At 73.8% G+C, this 19,678-nt stretch carries 19 protein-coding genes; 7 read left to right on the forward strand and 12 right to left on the reverse strand.

The annotated features are described in order from the left end of the window. Nucleotides 1-59 precede the first annotated feature (59 nt). The 4 genes from CTZ28_RS11250 to CTZ28_RS11265 are packed head-to-tail and all read left to right on the forward strand — an operon-like array spanning nt 60 to nt 3,812. On the forward strand, nt 60-1,127 hold the full coding sequence (locus CTZ28_RS11250; protein ID WP_121889155.1) for a glucose-1-phosphate thymidylyltransferase: 1,068 nt from the start codon (nt 60-62) through the stop codon (nt 1,125-1,127). Continuing rightward, the gene (gene rfbB, locus CTZ28_RS11255; protein WP_121889156.1) at nt 1,124-2,095 is read left to right on the forward strand and encodes a dTDP-glucose 4,6-dehydratase; all 972 of its coding nucleotides are present in this window, start codon (nt 1,124-1,126) and stop codon (nt 2,093-2,095) included. Before CTZ28_RS11250 ends, rfbB begins: the two co-directional genes overlap by 4 nt. Beyond that, a complete protein-coding gene (rfbD, locus tag CTZ28_RS11260; RefSeq protein ID WP_121889157.1) occupies nt 2,092-3,012 on the forward strand; it encodes a dTDP-4-dehydrorhamnose reductase in 921 nt (306 codons plus the stop codon). The genes rfbB and rfbD overlap by 4 nt, the downstream gene beginning before the upstream one ends. Further along, a complete protein-coding gene (locus CTZ28_RS11265) occupies nt 3,009-3,812 on the forward strand; it encodes a class I SAM-dependent methyltransferase (protein ID WP_121889158.1) in 804 nt (267 codons plus the stop codon). Before rfbD ends, CTZ28_RS11265 begins: the two co-directional genes overlap by 4 nt. On the opposite strand, the gene rfbC is transcribed toward CTZ28_RS11265, so the two are convergent. The 4 genes from rfbC to CTZ28_RS11285 form a co-directional block, all read right to left on the reverse strand. Further along, nucleotides 3,802-4,410, reverse strand: a complete 609-nt coding sequence (gene rfbC, locus CTZ28_RS11270; RefSeq protein WP_121889159.1) for a dTDP-4-dehydrorhamnose 3,5-epimerase — start codon at nt 4,408-4,410, stop codon at nt 3,802-3,804. The two genes, CTZ28_RS11265 and rfbC, sit on opposite strands and share 11 nt — an antisense overlap. 4 nt (nt 4,411-4,414) lie before the next feature. After that, a complete protein-coding gene (locus CTZ28_RS11275) occupies nt 4,415-6,394 on the reverse strand; it encodes a glycosyltransferase family 2 protein (protein WP_121889160.1) in 1,980 nt (659 codons plus the stop codon). Nucleotides 6,395-6,514: 120 nt separating this feature from the next. Beyond that, nucleotides 6,515-7,099, reverse strand: coding sequence for a hydrolase (locus CTZ28_RS11280; RefSeq protein WP_121889161.1), 585 nt, complete (start codon nt 7,097-7,099; stop codon nt 6,515-6,517). Between the two features lie 53 nt (nt 7,100-7,152). After that, the gene (locus CTZ28_RS11285) at nt 7,153-7,590 is read right to left on the reverse strand and encodes a MarR family winged helix-turn-helix transcriptional regulator (protein ID WP_121889162.1); all 438 of its coding nucleotides are present in this window, start codon (nt 7,588-7,590) and stop codon (nt 7,153-7,155) included. A gap of 100 nt (nt 7,591-7,690) precedes the next feature. Here CTZ28_RS11285 and CTZ28_RS11290 point away from each other — a divergent pair, with 100 nt between their 5' ends. Next, nucleotides 7,691-8,185 carry a metallophosphoesterase family protein gene (locus CTZ28_RS11290; protein WP_121889163.1) on the forward strand — a complete coding sequence of 165 codons (495 nt, stop codon included), beginning with the start codon at nt 7,691-7,693 and terminating at the stop codon, nt 8,183-8,185. On the opposite strand, the gene CTZ28_RS11295 is transcribed toward CTZ28_RS11290, so the two are convergent. The 7 genes from CTZ28_RS11295 to CTZ28_RS11325 are packed head-to-tail and all read right to left on the reverse strand — an operon-like array spanning nt 8,167 to nt 15,767. Then, nucleotides 8,167-8,817, reverse strand: coding sequence for an SRPBCC family protein (locus CTZ28_RS11295; protein ID WP_121889164.1), 651 nt, complete (start codon nt 8,815-8,817; stop codon nt 8,167-8,169). The genes CTZ28_RS11290 and CTZ28_RS11295 overlap by 19 nt on opposite strands. A gap of 16 nt (nt 8,818-8,833) precedes the next feature. Next, complete coding sequence (locus CTZ28_RS11300) at nt 8,834-9,940, reverse strand: XdhC family protein (protein ID WP_121889165.1); 1,107 nt, start codon at nt 9,938-9,940, stop codon at nt 8,834-8,836. Then, entirely contained in the window at nt 9,933-11,138 is a 1,206-nt protein-coding gene (locus CTZ28_RS11305; RefSeq protein WP_121889166.1) for a vWA domain-containing protein, read from the reverse strand. Before CTZ28_RS11305 ends, CTZ28_RS11300 begins: the two co-directional genes overlap by 8 nt. Further along, complete coding sequence (locus tag CTZ28_RS11310; RefSeq protein ID WP_121889167.1) at nt 11,135-12,019, reverse strand: AAA family ATPase; 885 nt, start codon at nt 12,017-12,019, stop codon at nt 11,135-11,137. Before CTZ28_RS11310 ends, CTZ28_RS11305 begins: the two co-directional genes overlap by 4 nt. A 15-nt stretch (nt 12,020-12,034) precedes the next feature. After that, nucleotides 12,035-12,889 (reverse strand): FAD binding domain-containing protein, encoded by an 855-nt coding sequence (locus tag CTZ28_RS11315; protein WP_121889168.1) that lies wholly within the window; start codon nt 12,887-12,889, stop codon nt 12,035-12,037. Then, a complete protein-coding gene (locus tag CTZ28_RS11320; protein WP_121889169.1) occupies nt 12,886-15,267 on the reverse strand; it encodes a xanthine dehydrogenase family protein molybdopterin-binding subunit in 2,382 nt (793 codons plus the stop codon). The genes CTZ28_RS11315 and CTZ28_RS11320 overlap by 4 nt, the downstream gene beginning before the upstream one ends. Continuing rightward, nucleotides 15,264-15,767: a (2Fe-2S)-binding protein gene (locus CTZ28_RS11325; protein ID WP_121889170.1), complete on the reverse strand. Its 504-nt coding sequence runs from the start codon at nt 15,765-15,767 to the stop codon at nt 15,264-15,266. Before CTZ28_RS11325 ends, CTZ28_RS11320 begins: the two co-directional genes overlap by 4 nt. 251 nt (nt 15,768-16,018) lie before the next feature. Between CTZ28_RS11325 and CTZ28_RS11330 the strand changes: the two genes are divergently transcribed. After that, on the forward strand, nt 16,019-18,013 hold the full coding sequence (locus CTZ28_RS11330; RefSeq protein ID WP_121889171.1) for an elongation factor G: 1,995 nt from the start codon (nt 16,019-16,021) through the stop codon (nt 18,011-18,013). A 718-nt stretch (nt 18,014-18,731) separates the two neighbouring features. Here the strand turns inward: CTZ28_RS11330 and CTZ28_RS11335 are convergent. Next, nucleotides 18,732-19,097 carry a nuclear transport factor 2 family protein gene (locus tag CTZ28_RS11335; RefSeq protein ID WP_121889172.1) on the reverse strand — a complete coding sequence of 122 codons (366 nt, stop codon included), beginning with the start codon at nt 19,095-19,097 and terminating at the stop codon, nt 18,732-18,734. Between the two features lie 172 nt (nt 19,098-19,269). Between CTZ28_RS11335 and CTZ28_RS11340 the strand changes: the two genes are divergently transcribed. After that, nucleotides 19,270-19,566 (forward strand): hypothetical protein, encoded by a 297-nt coding sequence (locus tag CTZ28_RS11340; RefSeq protein WP_121889173.1) that lies wholly within the window; start codon nt 19,270-19,272, stop codon nt 19,564-19,566. The last annotated feature ends 112 nt before the right edge of the window (nt 19,567-19,678 follow it).

Below are 19,678 nucleotides of genomic sequence, written 5' to 3' on the forward strand. Positions count from 1 at the left end.
AATGAACCGGCAAGGCAAACAAAGGTCCTATTCGGGCAATCGCCTATAGGGTGTGGCAGATGAAGGCACTCGTGCTCTCCGGCGGCGCCGGCACACGGCTGCGCCCGATCACGCACACATCGGCGAAACAACTCCTGCCGGTGGCCAACAAACCCGTCCTGTTCTACGGGCTGGAGTCCATCGCCGCGGCCGGGATCACCGAGGTCGGGATGATCGTCGGCGACACGGCCGCCGAGATCGAGGCGGCCGTCGGCGACGGTTCGGCGTTCGGCCTGAAGGTGACGTACCTGCCCCAGGAGCGGCCCCTGGGACTGGCCCACGCGGTGCTGATCGCACGGGACTTCCTCGGGGACGACGACTTCGTGATGTACCTCGGCGACAACTTCGTGGTCGGCGGCATCAGCGCCCTCGTCGAGGAGTTCCGCACGCGCCGCCCCGACGCCCAGATCCTGCTCACCCATGTCTCCGACCCGCGCTCCTTCGGCGTCGCCGAACTCGACGCGTCCGGCAGGGTGGTGGGCCTGGAAGAGAAGCCACGGCATCCCAAGAGCGACCTGGCGCTGGTCGGGGTCTATCTGTTCGGCCCCGCGGTGCACGAGGCCGTACGCGCCGTGCAGCCTTCCTGGCGCGGCGAGTTGGAGATCACCGACGCCATCCAGCACCTCATCGACACCCGCGCCGACGTGCGCTGCACGCTCGTCGAGGGCTACTGGAAGGACACCGGCGACGTCGGCGACATGCTGGAGGTCAACCGGACCGTCCTGGAGTCGCTGGAACGGCGCATCGACGGCGAGGTGGACGAGCGGTCCGAGACCGTCGGCCGGGTGGTGATCGAGGAGGGCGCGCGGATACTGAACTCCCGGATCGTCGGCCCCGCCGTCATCGGGTCCGGGACCGTCGTCCGCGACTCCTACGTCGGCCCCTTCACCTCCGTCGCGGAGAACTGCCGGATCACCGGCAGCGAACTGGAGTTCTCCATCGTGCTGCGGGACTCCTCCATCGACGGGGTGGGCCGGATCGAGTCCTCGCTGATCGGCCGGCATGTCGAGGTGACCCCCACGGCCCGGGTGCCCAGCGCCCACCGCCTCGTCCTCGGAGACCACAGCAAGGTGCAGATCCGCCCATGAATCTCCTCGTCACCGGCGCCGCCGGGTTCATAGGCTCCGCCTACGTCCGCGCGCTCCTGGCCGCCGACGCGCCGGACGCGCCCCGGATCACGGTGCTCGACAAGCTCACCTACGCCGGCACGCTCACCAATCTCCCCGTCGGCCACCCCCGTCTCGGCTTCGTGCGGGGCGACATAGCCGACGCCGGCCTGGTCGACAAGCTGATGGCGGACGCGGACCAGGTCGTGCACTTCGCCGCCGAGTCGCACGTGGACCGGTCGATCGACGCGGCGGGCGAGTTCGTGCGCACCAACGTGGTCGGCACCCAGACGCTCCTGGACGCGGCCCTGCGCCACGGTGTCGGCCCGTTCGTGCACATATCCACCGACGAGGTCTACGGCTCCATCGAGTCCGGCTCCTGGCCCGAGACCCACCCGCTGGCCCCCAACTCCCCCTACTCCGCCTCCAAGGCATCCGCCGACCTGCTCGCCCTCGCCCACCACCGCACGCACGGCCTGGACGTCCGGGTCACCCGCTGCTCCAACAACTACGGCCCGCACCAGTTCCCGGAGAAGGTCGTCCCGCTCTTCGTCACCAACCTGCTGGACGGCCTGCGGGTCCCGCTGTACGGGGACGGGCGCAACGTCCGCGACTGGCTGCACGTCGACGACCACTGCCGGGGCATCGAACTGGTCCGCGCGAAGGGCCGCCCCGGCGAGGTCTACAACATCGGCGGCGGCACCGAGCTGAGCAACCGGGACCTCACCGGGCTGCTGCTCCAGGCATGTGGCGCCGGCTGGGACCGGGTCGACCACGTCCCCGACCGCAAGGGCCACGACCTGCGCTACTCCGTCGACTGGAGCAAGGCCCGCGACGAACTGGGCTACCGTCCACGGCGCGACTTCACCACCGCCCTCGCCGAGACGATCGCCTGGTACCGCGACCACCGCGCCTGGTGGCAGCCGCTCAAACAGCGGGGAGCGCGATGAGGTGGCTGGTCACCGGGGCGGGCGGCATGCTCGGCCGGGACACGGTCGTGGAGCTGCTCCGGCGCGGCGCGGATGTGCGGGGCCCGGACCGCGCGGCACTCGACATCACCGAACCCGAGTCGGTGCGCCGGGCCTTCGCGGAACACCGCCCGGACATCGTCGTCAACTGCGCCGCGTACACCGCCGTCGACGACGCCGAGACGGACGAGGCCCGGGCGCTCGCCGTCAACGGCGACGGGCCGCGCCTGCTCGCCCACGCCTGCGCCGCCCACGGCGCCCGTCTGGTCCACGTCTCCACCGACTACGTCTTCGACGGCGGGACGCACCCCCGTACCCCGGACCCGGCCCGGCCGGCAGCGGTCCCCGCCACGCCCTATCCCGAGGACCACCCCCCGGCCCCGCGGACCGCCTACGGCCGTACCAAGCTGGCCGGCGAGCGGGCGGTGCTCGGCGCGCTCCCGGGCGCCGCCGCCGTCGTGCGCACCGCCTGGCTGTACGGCGTCCATGGATCCAGTTTCGTGCGCACCATGCTCGAACTGGAGGCCCGCCGGGACACCGTCGATGTGGTCGACGACCAGCGCGGACAGCCGACCTGGAGCGCGGACGTGGCCGCCCGGATCGTGGACCTCGGCGTCCGGCTCGTCCAGGACGGCGGCGCGCACGGCGTGTTCCACGCCACCAGTTCCGGCGAGGCCAGCTGGCACGAACTGGCCCGGGAGGTGTTCCTGCTGGTGGGCGCCGACCCTGACCGGGTGCGCTCCATCGGCAGCGCAGCCTTCCCGCGCCCCGCGCCCCGGCCCGCCTACAGCGCCCTCGGACACGGCCGGTGGCGGTCGGTCGGCCTGGAGCCGCTGCGCGACTGGCGGCCGGCCCTGCACGAAGCACTGCCCCACATCCGCAAGGAGATGTCCCAGTGAAACGGCACGAGTTCCTGCGGGAGCTGCACAAGGTCACCGCGAACCGTAACTACCTGGAGATCGGTGTCAACGACGGCCGCAGCCTGACGCTGTCCCGGGTGCCCAGCATCGCGATCGACCCCGCGTTCAAGGTGGTCACGGAGATCCGCTGCGACGTCCACCTCGCCAGGGCGACCAGCGACGACTTCTTCGCCCGCGAGAACCCGCTCGCGCATCTGCGGGGCGGCCGTCATCCGCTGCGCAACCTCGCCCGCAACCGCAGCCCGTTCGGGTACTGGCGGCGCACCACCCTCGACCTGTCGTTCATCGACGGCATGCACCTGTTCGAGTACGCGCTGCGCGACTTCATCAACATCGAGCGGCACTCGGACTGGGCCGGCGTGATCGTCTTCGACGACATGCTGCCGCGCAACGTGGACGAGGCGGCCCGGGACCGGCACACCGACGCCTGGACCGGTGACGTCTACAAGCTCGTCGAGATCCTGGGCCGCCACCGCCCCGACCTCGTCACGGTCCTGGTCGACACCGCCCCCACCGGGCAGCTCCTGGTCTTCGGGGCCGACCCGTCCAGCACGGTGCTCGAGGACAGGTACGACGAGATCGTCGCCGAGTTCCAGGTCCCGGATCCGCAGAAGGTGCCCGAGTCGGTCCTGGACCGCACCACCGCCGTACGGCCCGAGGCACTGCTGTCGGCCGGCTTCTGGGCGCCGCTGGCGGCGGCCCGCAACCGCGGCACCAAGCGGTCCCGCGGCTGGGAGCCGCTGCGCCGCGCGGTGGCCCGGTACGGCGTCAGCCGCTGAGCCGCCGGGAGCGCAGCCGCTCGTAGTGGGCGGAGCAGTCCGCGTGGCTGGGAAGCAGTCCCGACCGCTCCGCCTCGGCCAGGGTGGGGGCCGCGGCGTCCTTCTCGGACAGCACCGGCGTGATGTCCCGCGGCCATTCGATGCCGAGCCGGGGGTCGAGCGGGTGCACTCCGTGCTCGTGCCGCGGCGCATAGCCGGCCGAGCACAGGTACATCACCGTGGCGTCGTCGGTGAGCGCCATGAACGCGTGGCCGAGCCCCTCGGCGAGGAAGACGGCGTGCCGGTTGCCGTCGTCCAGCCGCACCGCCTCCCACCGGCCGTAGGTGGGCGAGCCGACGCGGATGTCCACGACCACGTCGAGCACGGCCCCGCGCACACAGGTCAGGTACTTGGCCTGACCGGGCGGCACGTCGGCGAAGTGCACCCCGCGCAGCACACCCCGCCGGGAGACCGAGCAGTTGGCCTGCGCGAGGCTCAGGTCGTATCCGGTGGCCGCACGGAACTCGGCGCCCCGGTACCACTCGTGGAAGCTGCCCCGGTGGTCCGGGAAGACCTCGGGCTCCAGGACCCAGGCGTCCGCTATCTCCAGTGCCCGCACTCCGTCACGCCTTCCGTGTCGTCTCTCGCGCTGCCGTCGCCCGTGACGTCGTCCCGCGCAGGGCGGCGCCCAGGACGCGGCGTGCCCGGCGCACCAGCCGGCGCAGCGGTCCCGCGGCGGCGGGACGGGTCAGCAGGGCACCACCGGTACGCGCGGGCCGCAGGACGAGCGGCAGCGGCAGGAAGCGGGGCGCCTCGGCCCGTGGGGCGAGGCACACCTCCAGCCGCCAGGCGGCTCCCCGCACCTCGTGCAGCGGCACCCCGGCCTCCAGCAGGGAGCGGGCGCCGTCGGCCGGGGTGAGCGTCCCGGTCCGCTGGATCCGCTCGCCCGTCGCGGTGCTGGTCAGCCGCACCAGGACGGCGACCCGGTCGGGGACGTGCAGCGGCAGCGCGACGCTCAGCGGATGGGTCTCGGAGACCGTGGCGTCCTCGGGCGTCAGCCGGCCGAGGCCGAGCGCCTTGCCGGCCCGGTCGACGTCCAGAGAGAGGTTGTCGTGCCGCTTGGTCCAGTACGGCAGCACCACGCGGTCCGCGACGATCCCGGCCTGCGGCGCGGGGCGGTCCGGCCCGCGGACCGGACCCAGCCGGCACTCCTTGGTCCAGCCGCCGAGGCCGAGGCGTACGTACGCGTCCCACAGCCCGGCGTGGAGCGCGGTGCCGCCCGCCGCGGTGCCCGGGTCGACGTCGGCCGTCGCGCGCAGCACCAGCCGGACGCGCCCGTCGCCGGCCGGCACCCGTTCGCGGGTGACCTCCACCGGCTGGAAGAAGGAGGCGGAGCTGGCGCGGTCGCGCAGGACGAGGTCGACGGTCGCCTTCTCGAAGCCGTCGACGGCGTCCGCGCCCAGCCAGGCCACCGCCTGGGCCAGGTCCCGGGGCGCCTCGGCCGCGGGGGTGCCCTCCCCGCCGACGGGGAAGGCCAGGGGCGCGCCGTCCCGCCGGTACTCGGCGGTGAAGGAGATCCGCAGCGTGCCGTCGTGCCACTCGACGCCGGTCGGCGCGGCCCCGGGGCCGACCCCGGCCTCCCACTCGGCCTGGGCGACCAGGTCGTCGTACCGGTCGTCCCTGATCAGCGCGGCGACGATGCGCTGCCCCGGGCGCAGGCCGGGGGCCACGCCCGGGCCGAACCGTTCGAGGACGACCTCGTGCATCTCCCGGAACAGCTGCCGCCGGTAGTCGTCCGGGAGGCCGAGCAGGCGCCGGCCGCTCATCCGGTCGACGATCTCGACGCGCAGCCAGCGGCGCAGCAGCCGGTCGCGCAGGGGGCCCGGTTCGGTGTACCGCTCGACGACGTCCAGGGCCTCACGGAGGTTCGCGAAGTAGCCGACGGGGTCGAAGGGCTGGAAGCCGGCGTTCGAGGCGTCGTCCCGCTTCACGTGGTAGTAGCAGACGTAGTCGCTGAGCACGGAGACGTTGTCCGCGCGCAGATACGCCTCCGCGACGAAGACGTGGTCCTCCAGCCGGCGCCGGCCCTCGGGGAAGCGCAGTCCGGTGCGCTCCAGGAAAGCGCGCCGGACCATCTTGTGCGGGGTGAGGCTGTCGATGAGCGGGGCGCTGTCCACGGTGGCGCGCGGGTGGTTGCGCCGGAACAGCTCCACCGGTACCGGGCGGCCCTTGCCGGCCATCTTGCCCACGATCACATCGGCCCGGTGCGCCACCCCGTAGGCGTACATCCGCTCCAGGGCCTCGTCGCCCAGGTAGTCGTCGTTGTCGACGAACATCAGGAACTCGCCGCGGGACGCGGCGATCCCCACGTTGCGCGGCTTGCCCGACCAGCCGGAGTTCGGCTGGTGGACGACCTGGATGTGCGGATGCTCGGCGGCCAGCCGGTCCAGTCTCGCCGGGGTGGCGTCGGTGGAGCCGTCGTCGACGAAGATCACTTCGTACTCGTCGGCGGGCAGCGACTGCCGCAGCAGCGAGGCGACGCAGTCCTCGATGTACGGCCCGGGGTTGTGGACGGGGACGATGACACTGACCTTGACCGGCATCCGGCTTCCAAGCCCCCCTCAGCTCGCTTTCCGTTGCCTCGGTGGCACGGTGCGCGTTGCCGAATGTTAACCCCGTACCCGGTGGGGCGGCGGTCGCCCGGCACCGGGGCCGGGCCTGGGTCAGCCGTGGGTCTCGGCCAGGAGCCGAAGGATCTCCTGTGCCGTGCCGGTCTCGCCGAGCCGCGGGAAGATCCGCTCGACGCTGTTCGCGTGCGCCTCGGGCGTGATGTCGGCGACGGCGTCCGCGGCGACCGTGACGTGGTAGCCGTGCTCGTACGCGGCGCGGGCGGTGGACTCGACGCCGATGCTGGTGGCGATGCCGGTGAGCACGATCTGGGTGACGCCCCGGCGGCGCAGCTGGACGTCGAGGTCGGTGCCGTGGAAGGCGCCCCAGTTGTGCTTGGTGACGTGGATGTCGCCGGGGTGGCCGGACAGCTCGTCGACGATCACGTCCCAGCCCTCCGGGTAGCCGCCGCCGGGCCCCTGCTGCTCGGTGCGGCCGGGTACCCGGTCCGCCCGGTCCGGGGCGAAGGAGACCCGGACCAGGACCACGGGCAGGTCCCGGGCGCGGAAGGCGTCGGCCAGCTCCGCCGCGCGGGCCACCACCTCGGGGCCGCCGTACGGCTGCGTGGGCGCGGCGGCGATGCCGCGCTGGAGGTCGATCACGACGAGGGCGGTACGGGCGTCGAGGGCGGTGAGTGCCATCGGTCGGGCCTTTCGGGGTGTGGATCGGGGGATGGCGCGGGTGATCCTCCGCGTCACTGCTGCGACAGCCGTGCCAGGAGGGTCAGCGCCTCCAGGACCGTGCCGCGTTCGTCCTCGGTGAACCGGTCCTGGAAGGCGCGGGCCAGCCACTCCTCGCGGGCCTGCCGGTTGCCCTCGGCGCGGGCCCGGCCCGCGTCGGTGAGGGTGACCAGCTGCCGGCGGCCGTCGTCGGGGTCGGGGGCGCGGCGGATCAGGCCGTGCTGGTCGAGGGCGGCGAGGGTGGTGGCCATCGACTGCGGCCGCACGCCCTCCGCGGACGCCAGGGCGCTGGCGGTGGCCGCGCCGTGCTTGCCCACCAGGGTGAGCGCCGACTCCTGGGAGGGGGTGAGGTCGGTGTCCTGCGCCACCTCCCGTATGCGGCGCCGTAGTCGGCTGAACACCACGCGCAGGTCGCGCGCGGCCCGGGCGGCGGAGCCGGAGATGTCGTCCATGGCGAGCACCCTAGATTGTACAGGTGAGACTGTCCAGTTCGAACTGTTCAGCTGTCCCTGATTATTTCTCCTGGTTCTTCCGCCGGCCTACGCTGACCAGGTGCGCCTGCTCCTCATGTCCGACACCCACCTGCCCCGGCGGGCGAAGCGGCTGCCGGAGCCGCTGCTCGCCGAACTCCCGCACGCCGACGTGGTGTTCCACGCCGGCGACTGGGTCGACACCGCCACCCTGGACCTGCTGGAGAGCCGCAGCCGCCGGCTGGTCGCGGTGTACGGCAACAACGACGGACCCGAGCTGCGCGCCCGCCTCCCCGAGGTCGCCCACGCCGACCTCGGCGGCCTGCGCTTCGGCGTCGTCCACGAGACCGGACCCGCCGCGGGCCGCGAGGCGCGCTGCGCCGCCCGCTTCCCCGACCTGGACGTCCTGGTCTTCGGCCACAGCCACATCCCCTGGGACAGCACGGCCCCGACCGGCCTGCGCCTGCTCAACCCCGGCTCACCCACCGACCGCCGCCGGCCCCACTGCACGTACCTCACGGCGACCCTCGCCGACGCGGCCCTCACGGAGGTGACACTTCACCGGTTGCCCCGGTGACAGCGCCGGCCACGCGGCCGGGATCGCACACATCGGCGTACTCCCGCGACCACCAGCAGCAGCACGCCCAGCGCCGCCGCCGCGCCCGCCGCCCGTTTGGCCACCGGCAGACCGGCCGCCCGGATCAGGTCCAGCGGTTCCGGCTCCGCCGCGGCCGACGGCTCCGGCCGCGCACCGGGCGCCTGCGGGCGCTCGCCGAGCCGCTCGGCCAGACATTCCGCGAACTGCCCCACCAGCCGGTCACCGACCTCCGCGAGCACCCCCCGGCCGAACTGGGCCGGCCGCCCGGTCACCGTCAGATCGGTGTCCACCGACACCGCCGTGCCGCCGTCGCGCCCGCTCAGCGTGCCGGTCACGGTGGCCCTGGCCGTCCCCTGCCCCCGGGTCTCCCGGCCGCTCGCCACCAGCACCATCCGGTGCGCCGCCCCGTCCTTCTCCTCGAAGACGGCGGTGCCCCGGTAGGCCACGGTGATCGGGCCGACCTTGACCTTCACCGCGCCGGTCACCGTCGTGCCGTCGTACTCCTCCACCGTCGCACCCGGCAGGCACGGCGCGATGCGCTCGATGTCGAGGAGCGCGCTCCAGGCGTCGTCGACCGCGACGGGGACGGTGAACTCGTGGTGCAGATCCATGACTTCCTCCTCGCACTCAGGAAGCGCGCGCCGGATGGATGGCCCCGGCGGTCGCGGTGAGGGGCACGCCGCTGCCGCCCCACCGCAGCGCGACGATCTCGGCGGCGACGGACACGGCGACCTCCTCGGGCGTACGGGCCCCGAGGTCGAGCCCGAGCGGCGAGCGCAGCCGGGCCAGCTCGTCCGCGCCGACCCCCGCCTCGGTCAGCCGCCTCCTGCGCTCGTCATGGGTACGGCGGCTGCCCATCGCCCCGATGTAGGCGGCCGGCCGGCGCAGCGCCTCCTCCAGCAGCGGCACGTCGAACTTCGGATCGTGGGTGAGCACGCAGATCACCGTCCGTCCGTCGGTGTCGGTGCCGCGCAGATAGCGGTGCGGCCAGTCCACGACGACCTCCACGGCCGCCGGGAACCGCTTGGGCGTGGCGAAGACCGGGCGGGCGTCGCACACGGTGACCCGGTAACCGAGGAAGTCGCCGATGCGGGCCACCGCCGCCGCGTAGTCGATCGCGCCGAAGACCAGCATCCGGGGCGGCGGCGCGAACGAGTGGAGGAACACGGTGACCGCGTCCTCGCGGCGCTCGCCGCGCGGGCCGTAGTGCCTCGACCCGGTGGCGCCGAGGGCCAGTTCGCCGCGCGCGTCCGCGGTGACCGCCGCGTCCAGGCCGGCCGTGCCCAGCGTGCCGGACACCGCGCCCGGCCACACCGCCAGCGCCGCGCCGCGCGGCGCCGGCCCGTCGACCACCGTGGCCACCGTCACGGGTTCGCCCCGCGCGACCGACGCGGCGACCGCGCCGAAGACGGGATCGGCCGCGGGCGTCACCGGCCGCACCAGCAGCGTGAGTTCACCGCCGCAGGTGAGCCCGACCGCGAACGCGTCCTCGTCGCTGTAGCCGAAGGTCTCGAGGCGGGCCTCGCCGCTCGCCACGACCTCCTGCGCCAGCTCGAAGACCGCGCCCTCCACACAGCCGCCGGACACGCTGCCCACGACCTCGTCGTCGGGCCCGACCGCCATGGCCGCGCCGGGCCCGCGCGGCGCGCTGCGGCTGACCGCCACGACCGTGGCGAGCCCGAACGGGACGCCCGCCGCGTACCAGCGCTCCAGGGCAGGAAGAATCTCACGCACGCTCCGCTCCTCTCCGTACGGCGGCCCCGGCCGGATCGACCGCCGCCGCCCCGCGCACCACGGCCGCCAGCCGCTCGAGCGCCGCCAGGCTGTGCCCCTCGACGAACACGTCCACGCTCGGCAGGGCCGCCGCCATCCCCCCGGCCAGCGGCACGTAACCGGGGCGCGCCTTGCGGGGGTTGGCCCAGACCACCCGGTGCGCCAGCGCGTGCAGCCGGCGCATCTGCGTCCCGAGCAGTTCGGGATCGCCGCGCTCCCAGCCGTCCGAGAGCAGCACGACCACCGCGCCACGCGCCATGCCGCGCTGCCCCCACCGGTTCAGGAACTCGCGCAGCAGCTCGCCGAGCCGGGTGCCGCCACGCCAGTCGGGCACGGCCGCCGCGAGGGCCGCCATCGCCAGATCCGGGTCGCGGTGGGCGAGTTCACGGGTCACCCGGGTCAGCCGGGTGCCGATCGTGAACACCTCCGTCGGTGTCCGCCGGGCCGCCGCGTGCGCGAACCGCAGCAACGCGTCGGCGTACGGCGCCATCGAACCGCTCACGTCGACCAGCAGCACCATCCGGCGCGGCCGGCGCACCCGCGCGTGCCGCCGCAGCAGCGCGGGCTCCCCGCCGCGCCGCAGCAACTCCCGCACGGTACGGCGCGGGTCGACGGCGCCGCGCCGGGCCGGGCGGCGGCGCGCGGACAGCCGGGTCTGCCCGTGCGGCGCGAACGCGGCCAGCAGCCGGTTGAGCTGGGCGCGTTCGGCGGCGTCCAGCCCACCGACATCACGGTGGCGCAGCACCTCGGCGGAGCTGGCGAGCGCCAGGGCCGGCCGCCCCGGCGGCTCGCTCCCGTCCGCCGCCCGGGCGCCGGACGGCGCGTCCCGCAGGGCGAGCCGGGTCCGCGGCGCGGGCGCGGTGCGGACCGGGGGCGCTACGGAGCCGCCGGCCGGCCCGAAGTACGCGGCGAACACCCGCTCGTACCGCTCCAGGTCGTCCCGCCCGCCGCACAGCGTCGCCCGCCCCGCCGCGTGCACGTCCGCGCGCACCCCGGGCCGCAGCACGTCGACGGCGCGCAGGAAGGCGTACAACCGCTCGGTGCTCGCGTCGACCCCCGCGGCCCGCAGCGCGCGCACGAAACCGAGCAGCACCGCGTCGGGCCCCGCGGGCCCGTCCGCCCACCGCCCCTCGACCGCTGCGCGTGCGCTGTCCGTCATGGCGACCGCGCTCCCCGGGCCGCCAGCACCGCCGTGAGGTCGAGGCCCCGTGCCCGCTCCGTGTCCTCCCGGTACTTGAGCACCGAGCCCAGCGTGGCCACCGCCAGCTCCGCGTCGACCTCGCTCGCCCCGAGGGCGTCCAGGGCCTGCGCCCAGTCGATCGTCTCGGCCACACCCGGCGGCTTGAGCAGGTCGGCGGCCCGCAGCGCCTGCACCAGGGCGGTCACCTGCTCGGCCAGCCGCCCGGCGACCTGGGGCAACCGGCGGCGCACGATGGCCAGTTCGCGGGCGAAGGAGGGATGGTCGAACCAGTGGTACAGGCACCGCCGCTTCAGCGCGTCGTGCACCTCCCGGGTCCGGTTCGAGGTCAGCACGACGACCGGCGGCACCTCGGCGCGCAGCGTGCCCAGCTCCGGAATGGTCACCGAGTACTCGGACAGCAGCTCCAGCAGGAACGCCTCGAACTCGTCGTCGGCCCGGTCGATCTCGTCGACCAGGAGCACCGAGGGCCAGGTCTGCAATGCCCGCAGCAGCGGCCGGGCGATCAGGAACCGCCGGTCGTACAGCTCGCTCTCCAGCCGGTCGGCGTCGGTGACCCCGGCCGCCTCGGCGGCCCGCAGATGCAGCAGCTGGCGCGGGAAATCCCAGTCGTACAGGGCCTGTGCGGCGTCGATGCCCTCGTGGCACTGCAACCGGATCAGCGGGGCGGCAAGCGCCTCGGCGAGCGCGGACGCGAGCGCGGTCTTGCCGACGCCCGCGTCTCCCTCGCAGAACAGCGGCCGGTGCAGTCTCAGGGCCAGGAAACAGGTGACGGCCAGCCCCTCGTCGACGAGATACCCCGTCTCCTCCAGGCGGGCCCGTACCTGCTCCGGGTCGTCCATCCGGGTGATCGGCGCTCACCTCGCCTCGGTGGCGGCCAGCACCGCCCGCCGGGTCAGCACCCGGGCGAGGTGCGTCCGGTACTCGGGCGAGGCCGACACGTCCTGGGGCGGACGGGTGCCCTCGGCGGCCAGTTCGGCGGCCCGTGCGACGGCGTCCGGGCCGTCGGCGCCAGCCAGCGCCCGCTCGGCGGCCACCGCCCGCAGCGGGGTGCTGCCCATGTTGGTGAGCCCGACGCGTGCCTCGGCGATGCGCCCGTCGTCCCGGCGCACCAGGGCCGCCACACCGACGATCGCATAGGCCTGGGCCACCCGGTGGAACTTCTCGTAGTGGAAGCCCCAGCCGTCCGTCTTCGGCAGCCGCACCTCCACCAGCAGTTCGTCGGGGGCCAGCGCGGACTGGAGATAGTCCACGAAGAAGTCGCCCGCCGCGACGGTGCGCCGCCCGTTCGGCCCGGCGACGACCAGCTCGCCGTCCAGCGCCAGCACCACCGCGGGCAGATCACCCGCCGGGTCGGCGTGCGCCAGCGAGCCGCCGAGGGTGCCCCGGTGCCGTACGGCGGGGTCGGCGACGGTCTGTGTCGCGGCGGCGAGCAGGCCCGCGTGCCGGCGGACCAGCGGGTCGCGGAGCACGTCGTGGTGGGTGGTCAGCGCGCCGATGACGAGCGTGCCGCCGTCCTCGCGGACCCCGCGCAGCGCCGGGATCCGGCCGACGTCCACGACCAGTTCGGGGAAGGCCAGCCTGAGCCGCAGGAGCGGCAGCAGGCTCTGCCCGCCCGCCAGCACCTTGGCCTCGTCGCCCGCCGCGGCGAGCGCGCGCACCGCCTCGTCGACGCTCTCGGGGCGGGTGTACTCGAACGCGGCGGGAATCATGCCGCGGCCTCCTTCCCGGCGGCGGCCGACCGGACGGCCTGCCAGATCCGCTCCGGTGTGCAGGGCATCCGCACGTCGAGCACGCCGAACGGCCTGAGCGCGTCCACGACCGCGTTGACCACGGCGGGCGTCGACGCGATGGTGCCCGCCTCGCCGACTCCCTTGACGCCCAGGGCGTTCGAGGCGGCCGGCGTCTCCGTCCGGTCGGTCACGAAGTCCGGGAGGTCCACCGCGGACGGCACCAGGTAGTCCGTCATGGTGCCGGAGACGAGGTTGCCCTCGTCGTCGTAGACGGCCTCCTCGTACAGGGCCTGCGCGATGCCCTGCGCGAGCCCGCCGTGCACCTGCCCCTCGACGATCATCGGGTTGACGACCCGGCCGACGTCGTCGACGCAGACGTACGACCGGATACGGGCCATGCCGGTCTCCGTGTCGACCTCGACCGCGCACAGGTGGGTGCCGTGCGGATAGGAGAAGTTCTCCGGGTCGACCAGGTACTCGGCGTTGATGGTCGGCTCCATGCCGTCGGGCAGGTCGTGCGAGGAGAACGTCTCGAAGGCGATCTCCTGGATGGTCCGGCGCGCCTCCGGGGAGCCCTTCACGGAGAACACGCCGTCCGTGAAGTCCAGGTCCTGCTCGCTCGCCTCCAGCAGATGCGCGGCCACCTTCCGGGCCTTGTCCACCACCCTGGTCGCCGCCCGGTGGACGGCCTCGCCGCCGACCGCCAGCGACCGGGAACCATAGGTGTCCATGCCCTGCGGGGCGGACCGGGTGTCGCCGTGCACCACCTCGACGTCCTCGAACGGCACCCCGAGCACATCGGCGGCGATCTGGCTCCAGCAGGTCTCGTGCCCCTGCCCGTGCGGGCTGGTGCCGGTGACCACCTCGACCTTGCCGGTGGGCAGCATGCGGATGCTCGCCGCCTCCCAGCCGCCGGCCCCGTACCTGAGGTCGCGCAGCACCCGGCTGGGCGCGAGCCCGCACATCTCGGTGAAGGTCGACACGCCGATGCCGAGGCGTACGGTGTCGCCGCGCGCGTTGCGTTCGCGCTGCTCGGCGCGCAGCCCGTCGTAGCCGAACAGGGCGAGGGCCTTGTCCGTCGCGGCCTCGTAGTCGCCGCTGTCGTAGGTGAGCCCGGCGATGGTGGTGTAGGGGAACTCCTCGTGCCGGATCCAGTTGCGGCGCCGCAGCTCCACCGGGTCGAGGCCGAGCTCCGCGGCCAGCTCGTCCATGATCCGTTCGATGGCGAACGTCGCCTCCGGGCGCCCGGCGCCGCGGTAGGCGTCGGTGGGGGTCCGGGTGGTGAAGACGCCCGTGCAGGTGAACTCGTAGGCGTCCATCTTGTAGATCCCCGGGTACATGAAGGCGCCGAGGATCGGGATGCCCGGGGTGACCAGCATCAGATAGGCGCCCATGTCGGCGATCAGATCCACCTTGAGGCCGAGCAGCCTGCCCTCCCGGGTGGCGGCCACCTCGACGTCCTGGATCATGCCGCGGCCGTGGTGGGTCGCCAGGTAGCCCTCGGAGCGGGACTCGGTCCACTTCACCGGGCGGCCGAGCCTGCGGGCGACGGCCAGGGCGATGGCCTCCTCGCCGTACACCTGGAGCTTGGAGCCGAAGCCGCCGCCCACGTCCGGGGCGATCACGCGCAGCTTGTGCTCGGGCACGCCGGTGACGGTCGCCAGCATGATCCGCAGGATGTGCGGGATCTGCGTCGCCGAGTAGACGGTGTACTCGCCGGAGGCGGCGAGCGGGGTGACCACGACCGCGCGGGGCTCCATCGCGTTGGGGATGAGGCGCTGCTGGTGGTAGCGGCGCTTCACGGTGACCTCGGCGCGCTCGCGGACCGCGGCGAAGCTCTCACCGGTCGCCAGCGGCCACACATAGCTGCGGTTGGTGCCCTTGTCGGCGTGGACCAGCGGGGCGTCGTCCGCCAGCGCGGCCTCCAGGTCGAGGACCGGCGGCAGCGGCTCGTAGTCGACCTCGATCGCCTCCAGCGCGTCGGCCGCCAGGTACCGGTCGCGGGCCACCACCACGGCGACCGGGTCACCGGCGTGGCGCACCTCGTCCACCGCGATCGGCGGGTGGCCCGGCAGCACGATGTCCTCGGTCACCGGCCAGGCGCACGGCAGCGAGCCGAGCCCGTCGGCGAGGTCGGCGCCGCTGAACGCCGCGACCACACCGGGGCGGTCGAGCGCCGGGGAGACATCGACGCGCCCGATGCGCGCGTGGGCCATCGGGCTGCGCAGCACGGCGAGCTGCAGCAGGCCGGTGACCTGGATGTTGTCGGTCCAGTTGGTCTGGCCGGTGATCAGCCGGGCGTCCTCCTTGCGCAGCCGGGAGCGGCCGACCTCGCGTGCTACGGCCTGATCGGTCATGCCCTGACCTCCTGAGCGGTCTCCTGCCCTGACCGCGCGGTGTCCTGACCGGAGGCGGCGAGCACCGCGCGGACGATGTTCTGGTAACCGGTGCAGCGGCACAGGTTGCCCTCCAGGGCGTGGCGCACCTCGTCCGGGCCGGGACGCGGGTTCTCGCGCAGCAGATCGCGGGCCGCCATGATCATGCCCGGGGTGCAGTAGCCGCACTGGAGCGCGTGCAGTTCGTGGAAGGCGCGCTGCAGCGCCGTCAGCTCCCCGTTGCGGGCCAGGCCCTGCACGGTGGTCACCTCGGACCCGTCCGCCTGGACGGCCAGCACCGAGCAGCTCTTGACGGTCGCCCCGTCCAGATCGACCGTGCAGGCCCCGCAGTTCGAGGTGTCGCAGCCGATCGGGGTGCCGGTCAGGCCGAGGCGGTCGCGCAGATAGTGGGCCAGCAGGAGACGGGGTTCCACGTCGTCCTCGTAGACCGTGCCGTCCACGTTCACCTTGATGTGGGTCATATGCCCTCCAGACCGGGCGTGCGCGGGGGATATCGGCGATCTGGCGTGATGTACGTCACTCTATGACCGAGGTGTGGTCACGGCGAACGCTGCGGAGGCGGCTCGGGCCGGGCGTTAATCCGTTGCGGCCGGGGCGCGGGTGCTGCTCCACTGCACCGGACCCGTCGTCACACCGAGAGGATCTCCGATGCGCGCTGCGTGCATGTCCCCCCAGGAAGGAACCCCACCCATGCCGAAGGACATCACGCTCAGTGCATCTGCTCAATCTCGGAATCCTCGCGCACGTAGACGCCGGTAAGACCAGCCTGACCGAGCGGCTGCTGTACTCCGTCGGAGTGATCGACGAGGCCGGCAGCGTCGACGCCGGCAGCACCCGGACGGACACGCTCGCGCTGGAGCGGCAGCGCGGCATCACGATCAAGTCGGCCGTCGTCTCCTTCCCGCTCGACGGCGTGGCCGTCAACCTCATCGACACACCCGGCCACCCGGACTTCATCGCCGAGGTGGAACGGGTTCTCGGCGTGCTCGACGGCGCCGTCCTGGTCGTCTCGGCCGTCGAGGGCGTCCAGGCGCAGACCAGGGTGCTGATGCGGACCCTGCGGCGGCTGCGCATCCCCACGCTGGTCTTCGTGAACAAGATCGACCGGCGTGGGGCGCGCGAGGGGGAGGTGCTGCGGGCGATGGCCCGCCGGCTCACCCCCGCGCTCGTGCCGATGGGCACCGCCACCGGGCTCGGCACCCGCGGCGCCCGCTTCGTCCCCCGGCTCGGCCCGGGCGCGCTCGACGTCCTCGCCGACCGGGACGACGAGCTGCTCGCCGCCTACGTGGCGGGCTCCGTCGCCCCCGCCCGGCTGCGCGCCGCCCTCGCCGCCCAGACCGGGCGGGCCCGCGTCCACCCGGTCTACTTCGGTTCGGCCGTCACCGGCGCCGGTGTGGCCGACCTGATCGGCGGCATCGAGGAGCTGCTGCCCGCCGCCGCGGGCGACCCCGACGGGCCGCTGTCGGCGACGGTGTTCAAGGTCGACCGGGGCCCGGCGGGGGAGAAGATCGCCTACGCGCGGATCTTCTCCGGCACCCTGCGCACCCGCGACCGGATCCTGTTCGGGGACGGTCCGCAGGAGGGAAAGGTGACCGCGGTCAGCGTCTTCGACCACGGCACCGACGCCCGGCAGGAGAGCGTCGGCGCGGGCCGGATCGGCAAGCTGTGGGGGCTCGGCGGCATCAGGATCGGTGACGCGATCCAGGGGGCCGCGGGCGAGTCCGGGGGAGTGCCGCGCGCGGCGTACGAGCGCCACTTCGCGCCGCCCACCCTGGAGACCGTCGTCGTCCCGGGCCCGCACGCGGACCGGCGGGCGCTGCACGTCGCGCTCACCCAGCTCGCCGAGCAGGACCCGCTGATCGGCGTGCGCCATGACGAGGTGCGGCGGGAGACCTCCGTCTCCCTCTACGGCGAGGTGCAGAAGGAGGTCGTCCAGGCGACCCTCGCCGACGAGTACGGCCTCGACGTCACCTTCCGGGAGACCACGGTCATCTGCGTCGAGCGGCCGGTGGGCGGCGGAGCGGCCGTCGAGTTCAACGGGAAGGACGGGAACCCGTTCCTGGCGACCGTCGGCCTGCGGGTCGATGCCGCCCCGGCCGGCTCGGGCGTGGACTTCCGGCCGGCGGTGGAGCTGGGCTCGATGCCGTACGCCTTCTTCAAGGCCGTCGAGGACACCGTGCGCGAGACGCTCGGGCAGGGGCTGCACGGCTGGCGGGTCACCGACTGCGCGGTGACCATGACCCACTCCGGGTACTCGCCCCGGCAGAGCCACGCCCATCAGGGCTTCGACAAGAGCATGTCGAGCACCGGCGCCGACTTCCGCGGGCTTGCCCCGCTCGTGCTGATCGAGGCGCTGCGGCGCGCGGGCACCCAGGTGTACGAGCCGATGCACCGCTTCCGCGTCGAGGCCCCGGCGGACACCCTGGGCGCCCTGCTGCCGGTGCTCGCGCGGCTGGCGGCGGTGCCGCAGAGCACCGGGACGCACGGCTCCGTGTGCGTCCTTGAGGGCGCGGTGCCCGCCGCCCGGGTGCACGGTCTCGAGCAGCGGCTGCCCGGACTGACCCGGGGCGAGGGCGAGTTGGAGACCGCCTTCGACCACTACGCCCCGGTCACCCGCGGCCCGGTCCCCGAGCGTCCGCGCACCGACCACAACCCGCTGAACCGGAAGGAGTACCTGCTGAACGTGACGAACCGGCTCGGCGGCTGAGAACGGGCGGCGGTGCGGCCCGGCCGGACCCGCCGCGGAGGGTAGCCGACCGGGCTCATCGAAATGCCGTGGTGACGCGAGGCGTTGAGCCGGGTGGTGCGGCCCTCGCTGGTCGCCGGGTTCTTCGTCGGGCCGGTCCCGGCCAGCGTGATCGAGGTGCGTGAGGGCGCGCTCAGCGCGGGGGCGTGGGCCCGGGCCGGGGTGACAATCGGCCAGGATTGCCGCGGGCGGGCCAGTCATGGCCCGCCTCCGGGGTAACCGAGGTCCGTGTGTGGGTCGGGGTGCAGGGCTGTTGGTCAGCGTCGTGCGGCCCGTCGGGTGTGTCGGGTGTGCGGGGGCGTGAGCCTGGGGCGGGGGAGGCGGCTCGCAGTAGCGCGGTGGTCGTGGGCCGGGCCGGGGCGACGATCGGCCAGGATTGCCGCGGGTGGGCCAGTCATGGCCCGCCCTGGCGTAGCCGTTGGTGTGCGTTGGTCGGGGTGCAGGGCTGTTGGTCAGCGTCGTGCGGCCCGTCGGGTGTGTCGGGTGTGCGGGGGCGTGAGCCTGGGGTGCGGGCGGGGGCACGCGGCCCGCAGCAGTGATCGGAGCAGCGCGGCGGTCGCCGGTCGGCCCACGGCGACAACCGGCCAGGAATGCCGCGGCCGGCCCCGGCCGATCCCGGCCCGGGCCGAGAAGGTCCAGGTCAGACGGGCGTTGACCTGGACCCTCGCGGCCTTTCTCGCTACTCGTCCCATGCCTGGATCATGATCTGTTCGGCGATCTTGCCCTCGCGTAGCGTGATCATGGACTCGGCGAGCACACGGACGCCGTCCGCGTACTCGCAGGACTCGCTGTAGGCGGCGTGGTCGCCCTGCACGACGCACTGGTCCAGCCGGTGCGTCATGTCGCGGCTGTAGACGTCGTCGAGCATCTCCGCTATCTGCGGCCGGCCGCGCAGGACCTTGGGGTGACTGGGCTGGGTGCGCTGGTCGATGATGCGGATCTCCGCGTCGTCCGCGTACAGCGACAGCAGGTTGTTCCCGGTGTTCCCCTCGATGCCCCGGCGCAGGGTCTCGGCGGTGAAGGCGGAGCCGGTCGCGGTGCCCATGGTGACCTCCTTCGAGGGGCCGCGGGCCGGGCGGGGAGCGGGCCGTGCGGTCCCCTGATTCGAGCGTCCTCCGCCCCGGCGGCCCCGGCAAGCGCAGTCGGGGCGCTCCGCCTCACGGGTGAGCGGAGCCGGGCGCCCGTGTCCGCCGGAGTCCGGTGCCGTTGCTGAGGACATGATCTCAACACGACGTATCGTCGCCGCCGTCGGTCTCGCCGCGGGTGTCACGGGCCTCGCCGCACCGCTGGCGCACGCCGCCCCCGCGAGTGCCCGGGACACCGGGAGGATCAGCCCGATGGCGACGCTCGACTCGCTCGCCGTGAGCGGCGTCCCCGTGCAGCACCGGGGCGAGCTGCCGCGGGTCTCCGAGCAGTTGCGGGGGCTGAACGGGCTGCAGGACCTCGGGGAGCTGCACCAGGTCACCGATCTGGTGGCCCCCGTGACCGGGCTGCTGCCCGCCGTGGAGTCCTGAGCGCCGCGCTCCGCCCGCCGACCGAGGGCCGTCCGGAAACGGGCGGCCTCGCGCATGTCCGGGCTCATCCGGGACCATGGGGACGGGCGGCCGGATAGGATACCCCTGAGGG

The sequence above is a fragment of the Streptomyces shenzhenensis genome, from assembly GCF_003688995.1.
In the GTDB taxonomy this organism is placed as follows: Bacteria; Actinomycetota; Actinomycetes; order Streptomycetales; family Streptomycetaceae; genus Streptomyces; species Streptomyces shenzhenensis_A.

Bases quoted from the DNA above. Each gene is read 5' to 3' on its own strand.
- CTZ28_RS11250 (WP_121889155.1), top strand. From the start codon at position 60: ATGAAGGCACTCGTGCTCTCCGGCGGCGCCGGCACACGGCTGCGCCCG.
- rfbB (WP_121889156.1), top strand. From the start codon at position 1,124: ATGAATCTCCTCGTCACCGGCGCCGCCGGGTTCATAGGCTCCGCCTAC.
- rfbD (WP_121889157.1), top strand. From the start codon at position 2,092: ATGAGGTGGCTGGTCACCGGGGCGGGCGGCATGCTCGGCCGGGACACG.
- CTZ28_RS11275 (WP_121889160.1), bottom strand. From the start codon at position 6,394: ATGCCGGTCAAGGTCAGTGTCATCGTCCCCGTCCACAACCCCGGGCCG.
- CTZ28_RS11280 (WP_121889161.1), bottom strand. From the start codon at position 7,099: ATGGCACTCACCGCCCTCGACGCCCGTACCGCCCTCGTCGTGATCGAC.
- CTZ28_RS11285 (WP_121889162.1), bottom strand. From the start codon at position 7,590: ATGGACGACATCTCCGGCTCCGCCGCCCGGGCCGCGCGCGACCTGCGC.
- CTZ28_RS11295 (WP_121889164.1), bottom strand. From the start codon at position 8,817: ATGGATCTGCACCACGAGTTCACCGTCCCCGTCGCGGTCGACGACGCC.
- CTZ28_RS11305 (WP_121889166.1), bottom strand. From the start codon at position 11,138: ATGACGGACAGCGCACGCGCAGCGGTCGAGGGGCGGTGGGCGGACGGG.
- CTZ28_RS11310 (WP_121889167.1), bottom strand. From the start codon at position 12,019: ATGGACGACCCGGAGCAGGTACGGGCCCGCCTGGAGGAGACGGGGTAT.
- CTZ28_RS11315 (WP_121889168.1), bottom strand. From the start codon at position 12,889: ATGATTCCCGCCGCGTTCGAGTACACCCGCCCCGAGAGCGTCGACGAG.
- CTZ28_RS11320 (WP_121889169.1), bottom strand. From the start codon at position 15,267: ATGACCGATCAGGCCGTAGCACGCGAGGTCGGCCGCTCCCGGCTGCGC.
- CTZ28_RS11325 (WP_121889170.1), bottom strand. From the start codon at position 15,767: ATGACCCACATCAAGGTGAACGTGGACGGCACGGTCTACGAGGACGAC.
- CTZ28_RS11335 (WP_121889172.1), bottom strand. From the start codon at position 19,097: ATGGGCACCGCGACCGGCTCCGCCTTCACCGCCGAGACCCTGCGCCGG.
- CTZ28_RS11340 (WP_121889173.1), top strand. From the start codon at position 19,270: ATGATCTCAACACGACGTATCGTCGCCGCCGTCGGTCTCGCCGCGGGT.